Annotated in this window: 18 protein-coding genes and 1 pseudogene; 12 read left to right on the top strand and 7 right to left on the bottom strand. The window is 70.1% G+C overall.

Features of this window, described 5'->3' with window-relative positions; all coding sequences use genetic code 11:
• Positions 1–518 (bottom strand): retropepsin-like aspartic protease (locus tag VHK87_RS14520; protein WP_329635602.1); only part of this gene is annotated, 518 nt, incomplete at its 3' end.
• A gap of 136 nt (positions 519–654) precedes the next feature.
• On the opposite strand from VHK87_RS14520, the gene VHK87_RS14515 reads away from it, so the two are divergent.
• The 4 genes from VHK87_RS14515 to VHK87_RS14500 all read left to right on the top strand — a co-directional run bounded on the left by VHK87_RS14515 (position 655) and on the right by VHK87_RS14500 (position 5271).
• Positions 655–1296 carry a hypothetical protein gene (locus VHK87_RS14515; RefSeq protein ID WP_329635601.1) on the top strand — a complete coding sequence of 214 codons (642 nt, stop codon included), beginning with the start codon at positions 655–657 and terminating at the stop codon, positions 1294–1296.
• 389 nt (positions 1297–1685) lie between these two features.
• Positions 1686–3521, top strand: coding sequence for a translational GTPase TypA (gene typA, locus VHK87_RS14510; RefSeq protein WP_329635600.1), 1836 nt, complete (start codon positions 1686–1688; stop codon positions 3519–3521).
• Between the two features lie 9 nt (positions 3522–3530).
• A complete protein-coding gene (locus VHK87_RS14505) occupies positions 3531–4085 on the top strand; it encodes a chloramphenicol phosphotransferase CPT family protein (RefSeq protein ID WP_329635599.1) in 555 nt (184 codons plus the stop codon).
• 16 nt (positions 4086–4101) lie between these two features.
• A complete protein-coding gene (locus VHK87_RS14500) occupies positions 4102–5271 on the top strand; it encodes an aminotransferase (protein WP_329635598.1) in 1170 nt (389 codons plus the stop codon).
• Between the two features lie 45 nt (positions 5272–5316).
• On the opposite strand, the gene VHK87_RS14495 is transcribed toward VHK87_RS14500, so the two are convergent.
• On the bottom strand, positions 5317–6069 hold the full coding sequence (locus VHK87_RS14495) for a helix-turn-helix transcriptional regulator (RefSeq protein ID WP_329635597.1): 753 nt from the start codon (positions 6067–6069) through the stop codon (positions 5317–5319).
• A gap of 84 nt (positions 6070–6153) precedes the next feature.
• Between VHK87_RS14495 and VHK87_RS14490 the strand changes: the two genes are divergently transcribed.
• Genes VHK87_RS14490 through VHK87_RS14480 form a run of 3 tightly spaced genes read left to right on the top strand, consistent with a single transcriptional unit; the run spans position 6154 to position 7817 of the window.
• Entirely contained in the window at positions 6154–6519 is a 366-nt protein-coding gene (locus tag VHK87_RS14490; protein WP_329635596.1) for a VOC family protein, read from the top strand.
• A complete protein-coding gene (locus VHK87_RS14485) occupies positions 6516–7199 on the top strand; it encodes an O-methyltransferase (protein WP_329635595.1) in 684 nt (227 codons plus the stop codon). The genes VHK87_RS14490 and VHK87_RS14485 overlap by 4 nt, the downstream gene beginning before the upstream one ends.
• A gap of 57 nt (positions 7200–7256) precedes the next feature.
• On the top strand, positions 7257–7817 hold the full coding sequence (locus VHK87_RS14480) for a YidB family protein (protein ID WP_329635594.1): 561 nt from the start codon (positions 7257–7259) through the stop codon (positions 7815–7817).
• A gap of 3 nt (positions 7818–7820) precedes the next feature.
• Here VHK87_RS14480 and VHK87_RS14475 read toward each other — a convergent pair whose 3' ends face one another.
• Positions 7821–8639 carry an enoyl-CoA hydratase/isomerase family protein gene (locus VHK87_RS14475; protein ID WP_329635593.1) on the bottom strand — a complete coding sequence of 273 codons (819 nt, stop codon included), beginning with the start codon at positions 8637–8639 and terminating at the stop codon, positions 7821–7823.
• A gap of 113 nt (positions 8640–8752) precedes the next feature.
• Here VHK87_RS14475 and VHK87_RS14470 point away from each other — a divergent pair, with 113 nt between their 5' ends.
• On the top strand, positions 8753–9349 hold the full coding sequence (locus VHK87_RS14470; RefSeq protein WP_329635592.1) for an exopolysaccharide biosynthesis protein: 597 nt from the start codon (positions 8753–8755) through the stop codon (positions 9347–9349).
• A 39-nt stretch (positions 9350–9388) separates the two neighbouring features.
• Here VHK87_RS14470 and VHK87_RS14465 read toward each other — a convergent pair whose 3' ends face one another.
• A complete protein-coding gene (locus VHK87_RS14465) occupies positions 9389–10195 on the bottom strand; it encodes an SDR family oxidoreductase (RefSeq protein ID WP_329635591.1) in 807 nt (268 codons plus the stop codon).
• A gap of 65 nt (positions 10196–10260) precedes the next feature.
• Positions 10261–11007, bottom strand: coding sequence for an extensin family protein (locus VHK87_RS14460; RefSeq protein ID WP_329635590.1), 747 nt, complete (start codon positions 11005–11007; stop codon positions 10261–10263).
• A 121-nt stretch (positions 11008–11128) separates the two neighbouring features.
• Here VHK87_RS14460 and VHK87_RS14455 point away from each other — a divergent pair, with 121 nt between their 5' ends.
• Together VHK87_RS14455 and VHK87_RS14450 are read left to right on the top strand one after the other, a co-directional pair.
• Positions 11129–11740, top strand: coding sequence for an ATP-dependent Clp protease proteolytic subunit (locus VHK87_RS14455; protein WP_329635589.1), 612 nt, complete (start codon positions 11129–11131; stop codon positions 11738–11740).
• Positions 11737–13329: an alpha-glucosidase gene (locus tag VHK87_RS14450; protein WP_329635588.1), complete on the top strand. Its 1593-nt coding sequence runs from the start codon at positions 11737–11739 to the stop codon at positions 13327–13329. Before VHK87_RS14455 ends, VHK87_RS14450 begins: the two co-directional genes overlap by 4 nt.
• A 121-nt stretch (positions 13330–13450) precedes the next feature.
• Here VHK87_RS14450 and VHK87_RS14445 read toward each other — a convergent pair whose 3' ends face one another.
• Together VHK87_RS14445 and VHK87_RS14440 are read right to left on the bottom strand one after the other, a co-directional pair.
• On the bottom strand, positions 13451–15442 hold the full coding sequence (locus VHK87_RS14445) for a methyl-accepting chemotaxis protein (protein WP_329635587.1): 1992 nt from the start codon (positions 15440–15442) through the stop codon (positions 13451–13453).
• 85 nt (positions 15443–15527) lie between these two features.
• A complete protein-coding gene (locus tag VHK87_RS14440) occupies positions 15528–16361 on the bottom strand; it encodes an N-acyl homoserine lactonase family protein (protein WP_329635586.1) in 834 nt (277 codons plus the stop codon).
• Positions 16362–16484: 123 nt separating this feature from the next.
• Between VHK87_RS14440 and VHK87_RS14435 the strand changes: the two are divergent.
• A pseudogene (locus tag VHK87_RS14435) lies at positions 16485–18155 on the top strand (DEAD/DEAH box helicase); the annotation flags it as partial.
• A gap of 226 nt (positions 18156–18381) precedes the next feature.
• Positions 18382–19115: VOC family protein (locus tag VHK87_RS14430; RefSeq protein WP_329635585.1), on the top strand; the 734-nt coding region annotated here is incomplete at its 3' end.

Genomic DNA, 19115 nt, shown 5'->3' with positions numbered 1-19115 from the left:
ACGTTCACCGGCTTGCCCGCCGCCCAGTAGGCCAGGTTCGCCTTTGCGCATCCCTGCGGCTTGAAGAGCCGGATGGCGCCATTGGCGAAGTCATACTCGACGTCCAGCACGCCCAGCACGTTCTGCCCGAGGATACCGTCGGCCTGGCCGCCGGGCGCAAGTTCGCCGACCAGGAAGTCCACATTGGTGAGCGCGCCGCCGGAAAGCTCAAAGCGCTTGGCGACCATCACCTTGACCGCCTCCGTGCCGCCGACCCCGCGGACCCGCAGGCCCGGCGGCGTCATGCCCCGGCTAAGCCCGAGGCGCTCGGCGCTGCGCTCATTGATCATGCTGAAGAAGGCGCCGCTGTCGGCGACCAGCACCGCCTCGCGGCCGTTGATCTTCACCGGCACCTGCGGCTTCAGGCCGGCCATCGTCACCGGCAGGTCGGCGACCTTCTGCAGCTTGCAGCCGGTCTCGCCCCAGGCGGTCCCGGCGAGGCCGGAGGCCAACGCGATCCCCAGCAGAACCGACCGCATCCTCGCCCCTCCTGATCTGGACGCGACGCTACCATAACTGGTGGATGGACGGGAGATGCGCGCCCCGCGGGGACATCTCTGGCGGCCGGCGACGCGGACCGCTATGCGGGTGACCACACCGGAATGGCCTGCCCGTATGAAGATCGCGATCGTCCAGTTCGACACACGGCCGCTGCCGCAGTTGGGCGACATGCTGGCGCTGCTGGTGCGCAACAAGGCCTATGCGGAGGCCCACGGCTACGACTACCGCTTCCTGGACAAGGCCTACTTCGACCTTCCGGTCTACTGGCAGAAGCCGCAGATCTGCCGGCATTACCTCGCTGCCGGCTATGATGCGGTCGCTTGGCTTGACACCGACGCGGTGGTGCACGACCTGGCCCGACCGATCGAGACACTGTTCGAAAGCGCCGAGGCCATGGTCGGCGCGGGGGACAATCCCTACTGGAGCGCCCCGTTCAACGCCGGAGTCTTCCTGGTGCGCGGGTCCGAAGGGGCGGCCATCCTGGAGCGCTGGTCGGCGTTGTTCGCCGGGACCAAGTGGCGGCGCACCGAGACGGCTTGGGTCTGCGAGGACGAGTGGGCGGGGCCGTCCTATGAGCAAGGCGCCTTCTGCGCGGGCCTGCTGCCGGAGCTCACCGCCTCGGGCGTCATGCGCCTCGAGCACTGGCGTACCCTGCAGAGCCCCTTCCCCACCGAGCGCGCCTTGACCCTGCACTTCGCCGGGCCCTTCAAGGCGAACCTGCCAGCCTATCTCGAGCTGATCGGCAGCGGCGACTGATGCCCCGCAGCGCGCGGGCGAAAAAAAAAGCCGCGCCCGAAGGCGCGGCAGTTCATTAGGGAGGAAACGCCCAGGAAGGGCAGAGGCGTCAAGGACGCCTCGGACCTCCTGTATACTGTGCGACGCACAAATCTGCAAGCGGCCTGTTGCGATTTTTTCGCAACCGCCCCGCCTAAGGACGTTTTCTGTAACAATAACAATAGGCTGATATTAGTTTGCAGCGAAGTCAACTTGTTGCGGCGCACAAAACAGGCTAGTCGGAACCTCATCGTCGCGGCCCCTTGTGGACGCGGCGTCAGGCGCCGATCTTTCGCCGCATCACAAGGTTCTGGCCCCCGGAGCCGCCCTCCTCTAGAAGCCGCGGCTTCGCCTGCTGATCAGAATCCCAAATGTCGCTCCGCAACATCGCCATCATCGCCCACGTCGACCACGGCAAGACCACGCTCGTGGACCAGCTGCTCGCCCAGTCCGGCGTCTTCCGAGCCAATGAGGCGACGGTGGAGCGGGCCATGGACTCCAACGACCAGGAGCGCGAGCGCGGGATCACCATCCTGGCCAAGGCGACCTCGGTGCTGTGGCACGGGGCGGCCGGCGAGACCCGGATCAACATCATCGACACCCCCGGCCACGCCGACTTCGGCGGCGAGGTGGAGCGAATCCTCGGCATGGTCGACGGCTGCCTGCTGCTGGTCGACGCCGAGGAAGGCGTCATGCCGCAAACCAAGTTCGTGCTCGGCAAGGCCTTGAAGCTCGGCCTTCGGCCCATCGTGGTGCTGAACAAGGTGGACCGCGCCCACGCCGACCCCGAGCGGGTGGTGGGCGACGTGTTCGACCTGTTCGCCACCATGGGCGCCAGCGACGAGCAGCTCGACTTCCCGCACATCTACGCCAGCGGCAAGCAGGGCTGGGCGGTCACCGACCTGACCCACGAGAAGAAGGACCTGGCGCCGCTGTTCGACAAGATCGTCGAGCACGTGCCGGCCCCGGAAGCCGAGCAGCGGACCGACGAGCCGTTCCGCCTGCTGTCGGTGCTGATCGAGAGCGACCCCTTCCTCGGCCGCCTGCTGACCGGCCGCGTCGAAGCCGGCCGCGCCGTGCCGGGCCTGACCGTCCGGGCCCTCGGCCCCGACGGGACCGAGGTCGAGCGCGGGCGAATCACCAAGGTGCTGGCCTTCCGCGGCCTGCAGCGCCGTCCGATCGACTCGGCCGACGCCGGCGACATCGTGGCCATCGCCGGCCTTTCCAAAGCGACCGTCGCCGACACCATCGCCGCCCCGGAGGTGACCGAGCCCCTCCCCGCGCAGCCCATCGACCCGCCGACCATCGCCATCACCGTCTCGGTGAACGATTCCCCGCTGGCCGGCCGCGAAGGCGACAAGGTGCAGAGCCGGGTCATTCGCGACCGCCTGCTCAAGGAAGCTGAGGCCAACGTCGCCATCCGGGTGACCGAGACCGCCGACAAGGACGCCTACGAGGTGGCCGGCCGCGGCGAACTGCAGCTGGGTGTTCTGATCGAAACCATGCGCCGCGAAGGCTTCGAAGTGTCGATCAGCCGCCCGCGGGTGGTGTTCCAGACCGACCCCGAGACGGGCGAGCGGCTGGAGCCGATCGAGGACGTGGTCATCGACGTCGATGACGACTTCACCGGCGTGGTGATCGAGAAGCTGTCGGCCCGCAAGGCCGAGCTGAAGGACATGGGCCCCTCGGGCGCCGGCAAGACCCGGATCACCCTGCAGGCCCCGTCCCGCTCGCTGATCGGCTATCAGGGCGAGTTCCTGACCGACACCCGCGGCTCCGGCGTGCTGAACAGGGTCTTCTCCCACTATGAGCCGTTCAAGGGACACATCGAGGGCCGCCGCAACGGCGTGCTGGTCTCCAACTCCGACGGAGAGACCGCGGCCTATGCGCTGTGGAACCTGGAGGAGCGCGGCGTGATGTTCGTCGGCGGCGGCGAGAAGACCTACCAGGGCATGATCATCGGCGAGAACTCGCGCAGCGACGATCTCGACGTGAACCCGATGAAGGCCAAGCAGCTGACCAACGTCCGCGCCTCCGGCAAGGACGAGGCCGTACGCCTGACGCCCCCGCGCCGGCTGACCCTCGAACAGGCCATCGCCTACATCGAGGACGACGAGCTGGTCGAGGTCACCCCCAAGAACATCCGCCTGCGCAAGCAGGTCCTGAACCCCAGCTTCCGCAAGAAGCGTCAGCGCGAACAGGCGTAAGGGCGCAGGGTGGCTGGCAAGGTCATCCTGCTCAACGGGGCGTCCAGCGCCGGCAAGTCCTCCATCGCCGGGGCCGTCCAGGCGCGGATCGCCGAGCCCTTCTGGCACGTCTCGATCGACCACCTGATGGGGGCCGGGATCCTGCCGCGCGAGCGGATCCGCAGCGGCGAGTTCCCGTGGAGCGGAATGCGGGAGGCATTCTTCGACGGCTTCCACCGTTCGCTTCCCGCCTACCTCGAAGCCGGGAACAACCTGCTCGTGGAACACATCGTCGAGACGCTCGCCTGGCGCGACCGCCTGCTCGATCTGCTCAGCGAACAGGACGTCTTCTTCGTCGGCGTCCACTGCCCGCTCGAGGAGCTGGAGCGCCGGGAGCTGGCCCGCGGCGACCGCCCGGTCGGCGACGCCCGCCGAGACTTCGAGACCTGCCACCTGCACATGGCCTACGACCTGGAGGTCGACAGCCGCGAGCCGCCGGAGGCGAACGCGGCGCTGATCATCGCGGCCTGGACAGCGCGGCGGCGGCCGAGCGCCTTCGAGCGGTTGCAACAGGAGCGGGCGTAGCGTTCAAAGCCTCGCCATGGCCAATCCGATCTTCGCAAGCCTGCCGACCACCATCTTCGAGGAGATGAGCGGGCTGGCGCGCCGGCTGGGGGCGATCAACCTCGGGCAGGGATTCCCCGACGCTCCGGGACCGGAGGCGGTAAGGGCCAAGGCGGCCGAAGCGGTGCTGAACGGCTACAACCAGTACCCGCCGATGGCCGGGCTGCCGGAGCTTCGCGAGGCGGTCGCCCGTCACTACGCCCGCACGCAGGGGCTGGACCTGGACTGGGAGAGCGAGGTCACCGTCACCTCGGGCGCCACCGAGGCGCTGGCCTCCGCATTCCTGGGGCTCATCGAGCCAGGCGACGAGGTCATCGTCTTCCAGCCGCTCTACGACGCCTATGTGCCGCTGGTCCGCCGGGCGGGCGGGGTCCCGAAGCTCGTGCGCCTGTCGCCGCCGCATTGGCGGTTCGACCGGGCGATGCTGGAGGCCGCCTTCACCGAGCGAACCCGGTTCGTGGTGCTGAACAACCCCATCAACCCGGCGGGCGTAGTTCTGCCGGAAGAGGATCTCGCCGTTCTGGCCGAGCTCTGCGTGCGCTACGCCGCCGTCGCGATCTGCGACGAAGTGTGGGAGCAGGTCGTGTTCGCGCCGGCGAAGCACCGGCCGCTGCTCGGATTTCCGGGCATGCGCGAGCGGTGCGTGAAGATCGGCTCGGCGGGGAAGATGTTCGGCCTGACCGGCTGGAAGGTCGGCTTCCTGTGCGCCGCGCCGGAGCTGACCCGGGCGCTGGCTCGAACCCACCAGTTCCTCACCTTCACCACCCCGCCCAACCTGCAGACCGCCGTCGCCTTCGGGCTGGAGACCGGCGAGGCCTGGTTCGCGGAGATGCCAGTGCGCCTGGCGACTTCCCGCGACCGGCTGACCGAGGCATTGCGTCGTGAGGGGTTCGCGGTGCTCCCCTCGCAAGGGACCTATTTCCTCAATGTCGATCTGCCGGCCTCCGGCATCGATGTTCCCGACCGTGAGTTCGCGTTCTGCGCGGTGCAGGAGGCGGGTGTGGCCTCGATCCCCGTATCGGCGCTCTATGAGGAGTCGCCGGTGACGACGATCCTGCGGCTCTGCTTCTCGAAGAACGATGAGACGCTGGACGAGGGCGTGCGGAGGTTGGCGAAGGCGCGGGAGATTGTGCGGGGTGGCAGGTAGCCCAACCCGTCACCCGGAGCCGTCCGCGACTAGTTGCGCGGAGCGCTACCTGTCCCGTCCCGCTCTGTATCTCGCCGGCGTCACGCCGAACGCGGCCTTGAAGGCGGCGATGAAGGCGCTGGGGCTGGCGTAGCCCGCGTCGAGGCCGGCGGCGGTGACCGAGGCGCCGGCGGTGAGCTGTACCAGGCCGTGCTGCAGGCGCGCGCGGGTGCGCCAGGCCTCGATGGAGAGCCCCGTCTCGGCGGCGAACAGGCGCTGGAGGGTGCGGACGCTGGCGGCCGCTTCCCGGGCGAGATCGGCGAGCGGCGCAGGCGTCGCGGGATCGGCCAGCAGCCTCTCGGCCAGGCGCCTGGCGCGGGCGTCCTGCGGGAGCGGCAGGCCGAGCGGAGTGGTCTCGCTCTTGGCCAGGAGGTCGAGCAGCACGCCGCAAAGCCGCGCGTCCTCGCCGACGTCGGTGCGCAGCATGCCGCCGACGATGTGCAGCACCAGCTCGCGTAGCAACGGCGAGACTTCCAGGGCGCGGCACGCCGGCGGCAGGGCGGCGGCGGCCTGCGGCGAGACATAGAGCGTCCGCATCGCGGTCTGGCCGCGCATGTGGATCTCGTGCGGAACCCTGGCCGGCACCCAGATCGCCCGGGTGGGCGGCACCAGCCAGGCGGCCTCGTCGGTTGCGACGCGCATCGTCCCCGAGGCGGCGTAGATCAGTTGCGCCCAGGCGTGGCTGTGCCGATCGATCCGCTCGCCGTCGCGGTAGGTGACCGCCAGGCTGCGGACGGAATAGCTCTCGCTTTGGCGCACTCCCGACATTTCTCGTCAGGATAGCGTGAGAACGCCGTTCCGCCAGCGGCTAGCTTGCCACCGCACATCCGCAGGAGCCCTGCCATGCCCGCCACCTTGCGTCACTTCTCCATCAACGCCGACGACGTCGACAGAGCCCGCCGCTTCTACGAGGCGGTGATGGGCTGGACCTACGAGCCCTGGGGGCCGCCCGACTACTACCAGGCCCGCGGCGCCGGGATGGCCGGCGCGCTGCAGGAGCGGCGCGAGATCGCCGGCCGACCGCAGAGCGTCGAGATCACCTTCGGCGTCGAAGACCTGGCGCAGACCATCGCCGACATCGAGGCGAATGGCGGGAGGATCCTGACACGCCCGTTCCGCATCGAGGGCGTCGGCGAGCTGGTCTGGTTCGAGGACACCGAAGGCAACGTTCTGGGCGCCATGAAGTACGACCGGGAGGCGGGCCGGTGACCCTGCCCGCCGATCCCAAAGCCCGCGCCGTCGCCGAGCGGCTGCACGCCCGGAGCGCAGCCCAGGAGGCCGAGCTCGGCGCCTACTTCGGGCGGCGCGCGAAGGAAGGCACGCTGGACTGGAAGGGGCTGGACGCCGAGGCCCACAGCTTCATGGCCGACAAGCTGGTGGCCCTGGAGCCGGATAAGGCCGCCTTCTGCGCCCAGGTCTGTCGGGCGCTGCGGGCCCGGACCGTCGTGGAGGTGGGCACCTCCTACGGGGTCTCGACCATCCACCTGGCGGACGCGGTGCGCGAGGTCGCCCTGGCGGGGGGCGGGGCCGGCAAGGTGATCGCCACCGAGTACGAGCCGGCCAAAGCCGCCGCCGCCCGCGCCCACTGGGCCGAGGCCGGGGTCTCCGACGTCATCGAGCTGCGGGAGGGCGACCTGCGCGAGACGCTGAAGGATCTGCAGGGGCCGATTGACTTCGTGCTGATGGATATCTGGACCGAGATGGCCCGCCCGGCGATCGAAATGATCGGGCCGCACCTGCGCCCCGGCGCCGTCGTCATCGCCGACAATACCGCCCAGTTCGCGCACGCCTACGCCGACTACTTCGCCTACGTGAACGACCCTGCCAACGCCCTTCGCACCCAGACCCTGCCGTTCTCAAACGGGCTGGAGTTCACGGTGAAGTGCTAGGCGCAACGGCGGCGCGCGCGGCGAGTTGTTCGTCGGTCCCATTCCCAGGAGCGCGCGATGGCCGGACTACTCGAACAGATTCTCGGCGGCATGGTCGGCGGCGGCATGGGCCGCAGCGCCGGGAGCCGGATCGGCGGCGGCCGCTCGGCGGCGATGAACGGTCTGCTGATCGCCCTCGCCGCCAAGGCCGCCCAGCACTACATGCGCCAGCGCGGCGGCGGCCGCAGCTTCGATCCGAGCCGCAGCTCCTCCGGCGGGTTGGGTGCGGGACTGCCTGGCGGCATGGGGGCCGGCCTGCCTGGTGGGCTCGGCGGCCTGCTCGGCGGTCTGGGCGGGGCGGGCGCACTCGGCGCGCTGCTCAGCCAGCTCCGCGAACGCGGCCTCGGCCAGGAGGTCGACTCCTGGGTCCGACCTGGGCCGAACCAACCGGTGCCGCCGCAGCGGCTGGCGGAAGCGCTCGGCGACGAGACGGTGGAGTCCCTGGCCGCGGAGACCGGAATGCCGCGCCAGGCGCTGCTCTCCGAGCTCTCGCAGGCGCTGCCCGAGGCCGTCGACGAGCTGACGCCGGAGGGCCGCGAGCCCACCGACGACGACCTCGGCCGCATCGGCCAGGCTTAGCGCCTACCGGCCCTCGAACTTCGGCGGCCGCTTTTCGCGGAAGGCGGCGACGCCCTCGCGCACGTCGTGGCTGGGGTTGGAGATCATCACCGCCATCTGGGCGTCGGCGAGGGAGCTCTCCAGCGAGGTCTCCATCGCTTTGGCCATCATCATCTTGGTGAGCCGGACCGCGAGCGGCGCCTTCGCGGCGAGCTGTTCGGCGAGATCCAGGGTGTGGGCCTCCAGCACCGGATCGCCGACCACCTCGGTGACGAGGCCCAGGTCCTTCGCCACGCCGGCCGGGTAGATCTCGTGCAGCAGAGTCATCTTCAGCGCCCGGTCAAGGCCCATGGCCCTGGGAAACAGCCAGGCGCCGCCCTCGTCGGGCAGCAGGCCCACCTTGTTGCTGGTGTCGCCGAGCCTCGCCGACGCGCCGGCGATCCGCAGGTCGCAGGCGAGCGCGAGAGCGAGCCCCCCGGCCACCGCGAAGCCGCGGATCATGGCGACGCTCGGCTTGTCGAGGCGGCGCAGCGCCAGCACCACCGCCTGCATGCCGTCGCGCATCTCGCGCCCATGGCCCATGGGCTGGGTGCGGACCGTGCGCGAATGCTCGGCGTCGGCGCTGGAGATGTCGCCGCCGGTGCAGAAGGCCCGCTCGCCCGCGCCGGTGATCACCAGCGCCCCAAGGGTGTCGTCATCGCGGAAAGCGGCGATGGCGGCCAGCAGCTCCTGGGTCATCCGGAAGCTGTAGGCGTTCATCTGCGCCGGGCGGTTCAGGGTGATCCGCGCCACGTGCGGTCGGGGCGTGTCGAACAGGATGGTCTCGAAAGCGTCGGTCATCATCGCGGCGTTCTCCTGGCTGACGGATGAGGCTAGCGCGGCGGCGGGCCGGGCGTCGAACGGCGCGTTCGGGCGTTATGGCTGCGGATTTCGCAAGCAGACGGAGCTCTGGTTCAATGGCGCAGGCGCAAGGCGCTCAGGATCTCGAGGACCTGCTCGGTGAGCTTCGCAAGGCCGCCGACGGCAATGGACCGCGAGTGAGCGTTCAGGAGATCATGGACGCGGTGGGCCAGCGGTCATTCGGGCCGCTTCTGCTGCTGGCCGGCCTGCTGGGCATGACGCCCGTCGCGGCCGTCCCGGGCGCGCCCTCGATGATCGCGCTGATCACCCTGCTTGTGGCCGGCCAGCTGCTGATCGGCCGCGACGCGTTCTGGCTGCCCAAGTTCCTGCTCAAGCGCTCGGTTCGGGCCGACCGGCTGCAGAAGACCGTACGGGTGGCGACCAAGCCCGCCCGCGTGGTCGACCGCATGGTCAAGCCCAGGCTGGAGGCGCTGACCGGCCCCGTCGCCGACCGGATGGTCGCCCTCGTCTGCGTGGTCCTCGCCTTGTCGGTGCCGCCGCTCGAGTTCCTGCCGTTCGTCGCCTTCATCCCCTCCGCGGCCATCGCCAGCTTCGGCCTCGGCCTCATCGCCCGGGACGGCCTCCTGGTGCTCATCGCCTTCGCCATCAGCGCCGGCGCCCTAGGGTTCGGGCTGTACCACCTCATCTGGTGAGGGGCGTCAGGTCAGCACTGACGCCCAGCCAGTCCCTGATCAGCAGGTGGAGCCGCCGTCGACGATGATCGACTGGCCGGTCATCCAGGAGGCCGCCTTGGATGCGAGGAACACCGCCGCGCCGGCGATGTCGTCGGGCTCGCCGAGGCGGCGGAGCGGGGTGTTGGCGCTGGAGCGCTTCTCCGCTTCGGGGGTGTCCCACAGGGCCCGGGCGAAGTCGGTCTTCACCAGGCCCGGGGCGATGCAGTTGACCCGGATGTTGTGCGGGCCGAGCTCGACGGCGAGGTTGCGGGCCAGCTGGAAGTCGGCGGCCTTGGAGATGTTGTAGGCGCCGATGCCGGTGGAGCCGCGCAGGCCGCCGATCGAGGAGATGATGATCACCGCCCCGTCGCGGCGCTCGATCATCTCCGGGGCGACCATCTGCACCAGCCAGTGGTTGGCGATGATGTTGTTGTCGAGGATCTTGCGGAAGGCGTCGTCGCTGATCTTCGACATCGGCCCGAAGAAAGGGTTGGTCGCGGCGTTGCAGACCACGATGTCGATCTTGCCGAACGCTTGGCGGGTCTCGTCGACCAGCCGCTGCAGGTCGTCCTTGGACGAGATGTTGGCCGGCACGGCGATGGCGTGGCCGGGGTGGCGGGCGTTGATCTCGGCGGCCGCTTCCTCGCAGGGCCCGGCCTTGCGCGAGGAGATCACCACCTTGGCGCCCTGCTCGGCCATCCGCTCGGCGATCGCCCGGCCGATGCCGCGCGAGGAGCCGGTGATGATCGCCACCTTGCCCGTCAGGTCGAACAGGCTCTGCGCCTGGCTCTGGGCGTTGGCCTCGGCGAGGACTTCGGTGGTCATGGGCGTCTTCCCTTAAACGTGTGTTTGAGCGCCATTTGCCGCAGCCGCTTCCGGAAGGTCAAGCGTCAGCGGCAGAGCCGGTAGGGGCCGCGGTCGAGGTGGAAGTGGTCCCGATGGGCCGCGTTATACTCAGGGCCAAGCGTGCCGTGGAACCAACCGCAGGCGCCGTCGCGCACCCGCCGCAGGAAGGCGCCGCGGGGATCGTCCAGCCGGTAGTGCGGCTGCACGCTGACCTGACGCCCCGTGGCGAGCGCGAAGGTGTGGACGTCGACGGCGTTGGCCCCGGCGTGCTCGCTGCGCCGGCCCTCCGCACGGCCGTAGACGTTGCGGCAGGCGTAGGTCCCGAAGTGCTCGATGCGGGTCACCGGTGAGCCCAGCAGCTCGCGCGCCGCCGGCTGCACCGCGTGCCGCTCCCAGCCCACGTAGCCCAGCGCCAGCGGGCAGGTCATCACCGGCGCCTGGGGCGAGAGCCGAGTGACGCCCCCGCGCACCCGCACGACGTTCTCCGTCGCGCAGCCGCCGATCGTGCGGTTCGGCTCGTTCGCGAACTCGACGCCCGCACGGGCCAGCGCGGCGCGGCAGAGCTGCGGATCGTCCGCCGCCCGCTCGAACTGCGCGCGGGTGGCTAGGCCCGGAGGACGGGCCAGATCCAGCGGCTTCCACGGCAGGTCCTGCGGCGGCGCCCAGGCGTTCACCGCGCCGATCAGCAGGATGGCGACGACGGCGAAATCCAGCAGGCTAGACCAAAGTCCAGCCGTCGCCACGGCCTCCGCCGAGGGCGTCTTGGTGAGGAAGGACCAGGGGCGCGCCACGGCCCGTCAGATAGGGTGGAACGACTGCAACTTCACCACGCCGGCGCGTTTCCTGCGCCCTACCCCCTTGCGGCGGGCGGCTTGGCGATACAGGTTCCCGGCCACTGAACGGAGGCGCTGAATGTATATCCGCATGGACGACGACGAGGACGAGGACCAGGAGAAGTCGCGGCTGCCCGACATGCCGCTGACCGCGGGTCCGGTCCAGAACGCCCTCTTCAAGGGACGCACCGTGCTCGTTTTCGGCGAGATCGACATGCGGCTGGCCGAGCGCGTTTCGGCCCAGCTGCTGGCGCTGGCCTCGGAGAGCGACCAGGACATCAAGGTGTTCGTCAACTCGCCCGGCGGCCACGTCGAGAGCGGCGACACCATCCACGACATGATCCGCTTCTGCGGGCCGAAGGTGAAGGTGGTCGGCACCGGCTGGGTGGCCAGCGCCGGCGCGCACATCTTCCTGGGCGCCCACAGGGAGAACCGCTTCTGCCTGCCCAACACACGCTTCCTGCTGCACCAGCCGATGGGCGGCGTGCGTGGCCAGGCCTCGGACATCCAGATCGAGGCCGAGGAGATCGTGAAGATGCGCGAGCGGGTGAACCGGATGATCGCCCGTGAAACCGGCCAAACCTACGAGAAGGTCGTCAAGGACACCGAGCGGAACTTCTGGATGAACGCCGAACAGGCGGTCGACTACGGCATCGTCAGCAAGATCATCAACAACGCCACCGACGTATGACCAGGCCGTGGTGGCGGGGGGCGGTCCTCTACCACGTCTACGTCCGCAGCTTCTTCGACGCGAACGGCGACGGCCAGGGCGACCTGGCCGGCGTCACGGCGAAGCTGGACTACATCCAGAGCCTGGGCGTCGACGGGATCTGGCTCTCCCCCATCCACCCTTCGCCGGACCGGGACTGGGGCTACGACGTCGCCGACTACGAGACCGTCCACCCCGACTACGGCACGCTGGCCGACTTCGAGACCCTGCTTGAGTCGGCGCACGCCCGAGGGCTCAAGGTGCTCCTCGACGAGGTGCTGGCTCACACCTCGGACGAGCATCGCTGGTTCGTGGAGAGCCTGACCGGCGGCGAGGCCGGGCCCAAGGCGAACTGGTACGTCTGGGCCGATCCCAAGGAGGACGGGACGGCGCCCAACAACTGGCTCTCGGTCTTCGGCGGGCCGGCCTGGGCCTACCAGCCCAAGCGGCGCAAACACTACCACCACAAGTTCCTGCGCCAGCAGCCGAAGCTGAACTGGCAAGACCCGGGGGCCCGCGAAGCGGCGCTGGGCGTGCTCGACCTGTGGCTGGAGCGCGGCGTCGACGGCTTCCGCCTCGACGTCGCCAACGCCTTCCTCCACGACGCAAGCTTGAGGGACAACCCGGCCGTGCCGCCGGGGGAGCGCACCTCCGCCCACTGGCGGCACGCCTCGGACCTGCAGCGGCACCTGTTCGACTCCAACCTGCCCGAAAACATCCCGCTGCTCGAGGATGTGCGGCGCCGCGTGGAGGCCCACGGCGACCGCTTCGTGTTCGGCGAGTTCTCGGAGGAGGAGGCCCGCTGCGGGGCCTACTGCAGCCCGGGCGAGGGCCTGCACTCCGGCTACACCTTCGTGATGCTGCTGGCGCGCAAGCTAGGCCCTCAGTTCGTGCGGGACCACTACGCGACGCTGGCCGACCACCCGCTGCACTGGCCGACGATCAGCTTCTCGAACCACGACGTCCCGCGCACCGTCAGCCGGTTCGGCGGACCGGATCCCGGACCTGAGGTCGCCAAGCTGCTGTTCGCCCTGCTGACGACGCTGAAGGGCACGACGCTGATCTACCAAGGCGAGGAGCTGGGCCTGCCGCAGGCCAGGCTCTCCCGCGCCCAGCTCCGCGATCCTGTCGGCGACCTCTACTGGCCCTACGACGGCGGCCGCGACGGCTGCCGCACGCCGATGCCCTGGCGCGCCGATGCGGCCAACCTGGGGTTCACGAGCGGGACGCCGTGGCTGCCGATGGCGCGGGAGCACGCCGGCCTCACGGTCGCGGCGCAGGAGGCGGATCCGGACTCGGTGCTGGCGTTTTCAAGAAGAGTCATCGGGCTGCGCAAAAGGTCCGAGGCGCTGACCGCCGGCGACATCGATTTCCTGGAGACGCCGGACCCCGTGCTCGGGTTCACGCGGACGGCAGGCGGCGAGACGGTGACGTGCGTGTTCAACCTGGGCGCGGACAGAACTTCGACGCCGATCTCGGGCGAGCTGCTCTTGGCTAGCGGCGAGGTGGCGGCCTCGCAACACGGCCTCGACCTCGAGCCCTACGCGCTCGCCATCCTGAGGGCAGCCTAACTCATCCCATCATCCCGGACGGCGCGAAGCGTCGATCCGGGCCCGGGTCCGAGCGCCTTCTGGGTCCCGGCTCTCCAGCCCTCGATGAGGGCTTAGGGCCGGGGTGACGGTAGAAGTTTGCTCAGGCCGCCCGCGCTGTCGGGGCCGCGTGGGCCCCGCCCACGTCGAACTTGTCCAGGCGCTGGAAGAGCTCCTCGGCCTTCTGGGTCAGGGAGTGGCTGGAGGCGGCGGACTGCTCGACCATGGCGGCGTTCTCCTGGGTGACGCGGTCCATCTGACTGACGGCGGTGTTCACCTGCTGGAGGCCCGAGGCCTGCTCCTGGGCCGAGGCGGCGATCTGGGCGATCAGGGTGTTGACGCCGGCGACCTGGGCGCTGATGCGGCTGAGCGCCTCGCCGGTCTGGCCGACCAGCTCGACGCCGTGAGCCACCTGGTCGGTGGAGGCGCTGATCAGCGACTTGATCTCCTTGGCGGCGTCGGCCGAGCGCTGGGCGAGGCCCCGCACCTCGGACGCGACGACCGCGAAGCCGCGGCCCGCCTCGCCGGCCCGGGCGGCCTCGACCCCGGCGTTCAGCGCCAGCAGGCTTGTCTGGAAGGCGATCTCGTCGATCACGCCGATGATCTGGCTGATCTGCTGGGCCGATCCCTGGATCTCGCTCATCGCCGTCATCGCCTGGCGCACCAGGTCGTCGGAGCGGCCCGCGTCGGCGTTGGCGGCGGAGACCGCGGTGTGGGCCTCCTTGGCGTCCTCGGAGGTCCGCAGGACCGTTGAGGTGAGCTGCTCGACCGCCGCGGCGGTCTCCTCGAGGCTGGCGGCCTGGCGCTCGGTGCGCGCGGCGAGCTCGTCGGTGGCGCGGCTGATGTCGCGCGCGCCGCTGCGGATGTCGTGGGCGACGGCGCCGACCAGCTGCATGGCTTCGCACAGCTGGCCGACGGCGCGATTGAAGTCGCTGCGCAGCTTTTCGTACTCCGCGGTGAAGCCGTCCTGCAGCCGGGTGGCGAGCCGCCCGTCGGCGATGGCGTCGAGGGCCTTGGCGAGCTGGTCCACCACCTGGGCCTGGGCAAGGCCCGCCGCGCGGAACGCCGCCTCCGTGGCCTGCAGTTTCTCGGTGTTGGCCTGACTGGCGACATTGGCCTCGGCCTGCAGCCGGTTCCGGTCAGCGATGCCCTCGCGGAAGATGCCGAGAGCCGCAGCGATGCGGCCGGTCTCGTTGCGATCCGAGCGGCAGGGAATCTCGACCTCGACATCGTTGGCGCTCAGCCGCTCCATCACCCGAACAAGGGCGTTGACGCGCGAGGCGAGCGCGCGGGAGATCGAGACGGCGAGCAGGGTTGCGAAGGCGAGCGCCACGCCGACCAGCGTCAGGTTAACGGCCATTCGCAGCCGCAACTTGGCGATGCGCGCCTCGAGCAGCCGGCTGAGCTCCTTCTCGGCGGCGACCCAGGTCTGGTCCACGACGCCGTCGAGAGCGGCGGCGGCCTGGGCCGTGGCCTCGGGGACTCCCGCCTGTGCTGCTGTCTGGACGGCCGCGCCCGCCGCTTGAAGCTGGGCGGTAGGCTCCGTCAGCGCCTTGCGCGTCGCGCCCTCCCGGTTCTTCTCCATGGTGGCGTTCAGAGACGAAAGCGACTGGTCCTGGGCGATGGAGAGGTGATCGAGGGCGCGGACGACGAGCTGCGGATCGCCGCTGCCCAGGGCCGCCTTGAGCTCGGCATTGGCGCGGTACAGGGCCGGCAGGCGCACCGTCACCGCGTCCATGGCGTAGAAGCTGTCCAGGTCCGGATCGAGGGTCAGGTTGGAGCCGTCGGCGACGGCGGTGACCAGGCCGACACCCGCCCTGATCTTCTCGATGCCGGAGGCCTGCTGAAAGGTTCCGAACGCCTTGGTCTCGCCGAAGCTGTCGCCGGCGTCTTCCAGCGCCTCGCCCTTGACCATCGCCGGCCAGACCTTCTGGAGATACTGGCTGCCCTGGAGTTCCCTGGCCGAGAAGTTGATCTGGTCCAGGCTCGCCTGAACGAACAGCACCAGCAGCAGGACCAGCGGGGCGCAGAACAGGCCGGAGATCAGGGCCAGACGAGCCCCGAAGCTGAGGCGGGAGTGGATCAGGTCAAACACGACATTCCGCTCTCTAACCAAGGGCGGAATTAGGTTAACGGCGCAAACGCTAACCTTTAGCTAACGATGTTCGGGTGCTCGCCCTTCAACGCAACGCCTGCGGGAACTTCGGCATGGCGTCGAAGTCTTCGGGCACGTGCTGGCGCACGACGCGGGCCTTCGTCTGAGTGGCCAGCTGCTCGATGGCCTCATAGCTCTTCAGCGTCTGGGCGCGGTCGACGTTGAAGCGCGGCACGCGTTTGGCCGCCCGGCTCTCGGCGATGTGCCAGAGGTCGCCGGTCAGCAGCACGGGCCCCGCCTTGGCGAGCTTGACCAGCAGCACCGTGTGGCCGGGCGTGTGGCCCGGCGCGGGGATGATCTGAACCGTGCCGTCGCCGAACACGTCGTGGGGCGCATCGCCCTTGATCTCCACCGTCTTGGCGTTCTCCAGGGCCGAATAGGCGCCGAACTGGATCTTGTTGGCCCGCGCCTCCGGGCGGAAAGCGTAGGCCCGCTCGTCGGCGTCGACGATCCAGGTGGAGCCGGCGAACAGGCCGCCGTTGCCGATGTGGTCGAAGTGGCTATGGCTGACCGCGATGAACTCGATGTCGGCGGGCGTGAGGGACAGATCCTTCAACTGGTCGGTCAGCTTGCGGGCCATGCTCATGCCCGGCGGCTTGGCGGGCGCGTCGGCCATCGCCTCGGGCAGGCCGGTGTCCCACACGAGGTCGCCCTTCGGATGGCGGATCAGGTAGCAGGGCACGACCAGGTTCTTGGCCACGCCCTTGTAGGCGCCGTCGTCCGCGAACGCGTCGGCGTCCGGCAGGCTCATGCGGCCGCAGTCGATGGCGTAGAGGGCGACGTCGGGCGCCGCGGCATGCGCCGCACCCGCCATGAATATGGACGCGGCGAGGGTGGAGAACAGGACGCGCAGGGTCACGGGCTGGCCTTCTGAATATTGATCCCGCCAAAGCTGCACCCTGGTGAGCTTCAAGGAAAGGTTTGCGTTTTGGCGGCATAGGCGCCACGCCGCGCGACCGCCCATCGGAAGAGACTCCTTCGCATGCCATTCGCCGCCACCCACCCGGCTCTCGCCCGCGCCCTCGATGCGCAGGGCTATGGCGCGCCCACGCCCGTGCAGCAGGCGGTGCTCGAGGCGCCGCAGGACCGCGACCTGCTGGTCTCGGCCCAGACCGGTTCCGGAAAGACGGTGGCCTTTGGCCTTGCCGCCGCCTGGCCGCTGCTGGGCGAAGCCGAGCGGTTCGACCGGGCCGGCCCGCCGCTGGCGCTGATCATCGCGCCGACCCGCGAGCTGGCGCTGCAGGTCAGCCGCGAGCTCGGCTGGCTCTACGCCGAGGCCGGCGCCATCGTGGCGACCTGCGTCGGCGGCATGGATGCGCGCCGCGAGCAGCGGGCGCTGGCGGCCGGCGCGCACATGGTGGTCGGCACGCCCGGGCGGCTGCGCGACCACCTGGAGCGCGGCAACCTGGACCTCTCGGCCCTCAAGGTCGTGGTGCTCGACGAGGCCGACGAGATGCTCGACCTCGGGTTCCGGGAGGACCTGGAGGAGATCCTCGACTGCGCGCCGGACCAGCGCCGCACGCTGCTGTTCTCGGCCACCATCGCCAAGGAGATCGCTGCGCTCGCCAAGCGCTACCAGCGGGACTCGGTCCGCATCGACACCACCCGCCGCGACGAGCCGCACGGGGACATCGAGTACCGCGCGGTCCGCGTCGCGCCCAACGAGGTGGAGCCGGCCGTGGTCAATCTGCTGCGCTACTTCGAGGCCCCAGGCGCGCTGATCTTCTGCGCCACACGGGAGAAGGTCCGCCATCTCTACGGCGCGCTGCGCGAGCGCGGCTTCTCGGCCGTGCAGCTGTCCGGCGAGCTGTCGCAGAAGGAGCGGGCCGACGCCCTGCAGGCGCTGCGCGATGGTCACGCCCGGGCGTGCGTGGCCACCGACGTCGCCGCGCGGGGGCTCGACCTGCCGGACCTGGGCCTCGTCATCCACGCCGAGCTGCCGGCCAACAAGGCCGGCCTGCTGCACCGCAGCGGCCGCACCGGCCGGGCCGGGCGCAAGGGCGTCTCGGTGCTGATCGTGCCCTACACCAAACGGCGGCAGGCCGAGCGGCTGCTGGACGCCTCCGGGGTCGACGCCATCTGGTCGGGACCGCCCTCCCCCGAGGCGATTCGGGCGAAGGACCAGGTCCGACTGCTGGAGGATCCGATCCTCAACGAGGCGCCCACGCCCGAGGACCTGGAGTTGGCCGGCAAGATCCTGGCGGACCGCAGCCCCGAGGCGGTGGCCGCCGCCCTGGTGCGCCTGCACCGCGCCCGCCTGCCCGAGCCCGAGGAGGTGTTCGACCAGGACGGCGGCGCCGCCCCCGAAGGCCGGGGCCCGCCGCCTGGCCGGGCGCCGCGGATCGATCCGTCGGAGGCCACCTGGTTCCGCCTGCCGATCGGGCGCAGCAAGAACGCCGACCCGAAGTGGCTGGTGCCGCTGATCTGCCGGCTCGGCCACGTGACCAAGGCCGACATCGGCCAGATCCGCATCTTCGACAACGAGACTCGCTTCGAGATCGCCCGGGACGCCGAGGACCGCTTCCGCGAAGCCGCCAAGGCCGCGGCGGCCGCCGGCGACCTGCGGGCCACTCCCGCCGAGCCGCCGGGGCCGCAGGCCCGCCGCCCGTCGCCCGCCCGCGGTCCGAAGCGCGCCCCGCGCCCGGACAAGAAACGGGCGCGGTGACTGGCTAGGGTGTCGCGGGGAGGCCTCGCCGCCCGCGCGAGGGGACGTCCTAACCTGTCACTTCGCGGCCGGCTGCGAGAGCGACAGGTAAGTCGTGCGCTCGGGATGCGGCGAGCGTCGCGTCAGGGACGCCTTCACCAGTCACAGAATTTTTCTTCCGCGCCTGTCGGATCAGGACCAGCCTGCGCGTCTTCCAGGCGAGGAGGACGTCCCCATGACCAACCAAGCCAGCGAATTCATCTGGTACGAGCTGATGACCCGCGACCCCGACGCGGCGGCCGACTTCTATGGCGCGGTCGTGGGCTGGACGACGAAGGCGTTCGAGGCGGGCGCCGACTATCGACTGTTCGGCGCGCCCGACGCCGACGTGGCGGGCCTGATGCGCCTTGAGCAAGCGGGCGCCCGCGCCGGCTGGTACGCCTACATCGGCGTCGAGGACGTGGACGCCAAGGCCCGCGAGCTCGTCGCGGCCGGCGCGGTCCAGCACGCCCCGCCGACCGACATTCCCGGCGTCGGCCGTTTCGCCATGCTGGCCGACCCGCAGGGCGTGCCGTTCTACATCATGCGCGGCTCGTCCGAGGGCTCGAGCACCTCGTTCAAGCCGAACGCGGTGGGCCACTGCCAGTGGAACGAGCTGAACACCACCGACCCGGCCGCAGCGCTCGCCTTCTACACGCGCGCCTTCGGCTGGCAGAAGGGCGACGTCATGCCGATGGGTGAGATGGGCGACTACCAGTTCATCAACATCGGCGAGCAGATGATCGGCGCGATGATGGGCCAGCCGCCCGGCAGCCCGCCGCCAAACTGGCTCTTCTACTTCGGCGTCGACGACATCGACCGCGCCGCAAAGGTGGTGGCGGACAAGGGCGGGCAGATCCACCACGGCCCCGCCGAGGTGCCGGGCGGCGACCACATCATCGTCGCCACTGACCCGCAGGGCGCCATGGT

It is taken from the genome of Phenylobacterium sp., assembly GCF_036263695.1.
Taxonomy (GTDB): Bacteria; Pseudomonadota; Alphaproteobacteria; order Caulobacterales; family Caulobacteraceae; genus Phenylobacterium.
The sequence above is the reverse complement of the archived record's forward strand: the minus strand, read 5'-3'. Positions and strand labels throughout refer to the sequence as shown.

Bases quoted from the DNA above. Each gene is read 5' to 3' on its own strand.
- VHK87_RS14515 (WP_329635601.1), top strand. From the start codon at position 655: ATGAAGATCGCGATCGTCCAGTTCGACACACGGCCGCTGCCGCAGTTG.
- typA (WP_329635600.1), top strand. From the start codon at position 1,686: ATGTCGCTCCGCAACATCGCCATCATCGCCCACGTCGACCACGGCAAG.
- VHK87_RS14500 (WP_329635598.1), top strand. From the start codon at position 4,102: ATGGCCAATCCGATCTTCGCAAGCCTGCCGACCACCATCTTCGAGGAG.
- VHK87_RS14490 (WP_329635596.1), top strand. From the start codon at position 6,154: ATGCCCGCCACCTTGCGTCACTTCTCCATCAACGCCGACGACGTCGAC.
- VHK87_RS14480 (WP_329635594.1), top strand. From the start codon at position 7,257: ATGGCCGGACTACTCGAACAGATTCTCGGCGGCATGGTCGGCGGCGGC.
- VHK87_RS14475 (WP_329635593.1), bottom strand. From the start codon at position 8,639: ATGATGACCGACGCTTTCGAGACCATCCTGTTCGACACGCCCCGACCG.
- VHK87_RS14470 (WP_329635592.1), top strand. From the start codon at position 8,753: ATGGCGCAGGCGCAAGGCGCTCAGGATCTCGAGGACCTGCTCGGTGAG.
- VHK87_RS14465 (WP_329635591.1), bottom strand. From the start codon at position 10,195: ATGACCACCGAAGTCCTCGCCGAGGCCAACGCCCAGAGCCAGGCGCAG.
- VHK87_RS14455 (WP_329635589.1), top strand. From the start codon at position 11,129: ATGTATATCCGCATGGACGACGACGAGGACGAGGACCAGGAGAAGTCG.
- VHK87_RS14450 (WP_329635588.1), top strand. From the start codon at position 11,737: ATGACCAGGCCGTGGTGGCGGGGGGCGGTCCTCTACCACGTCTACGTC.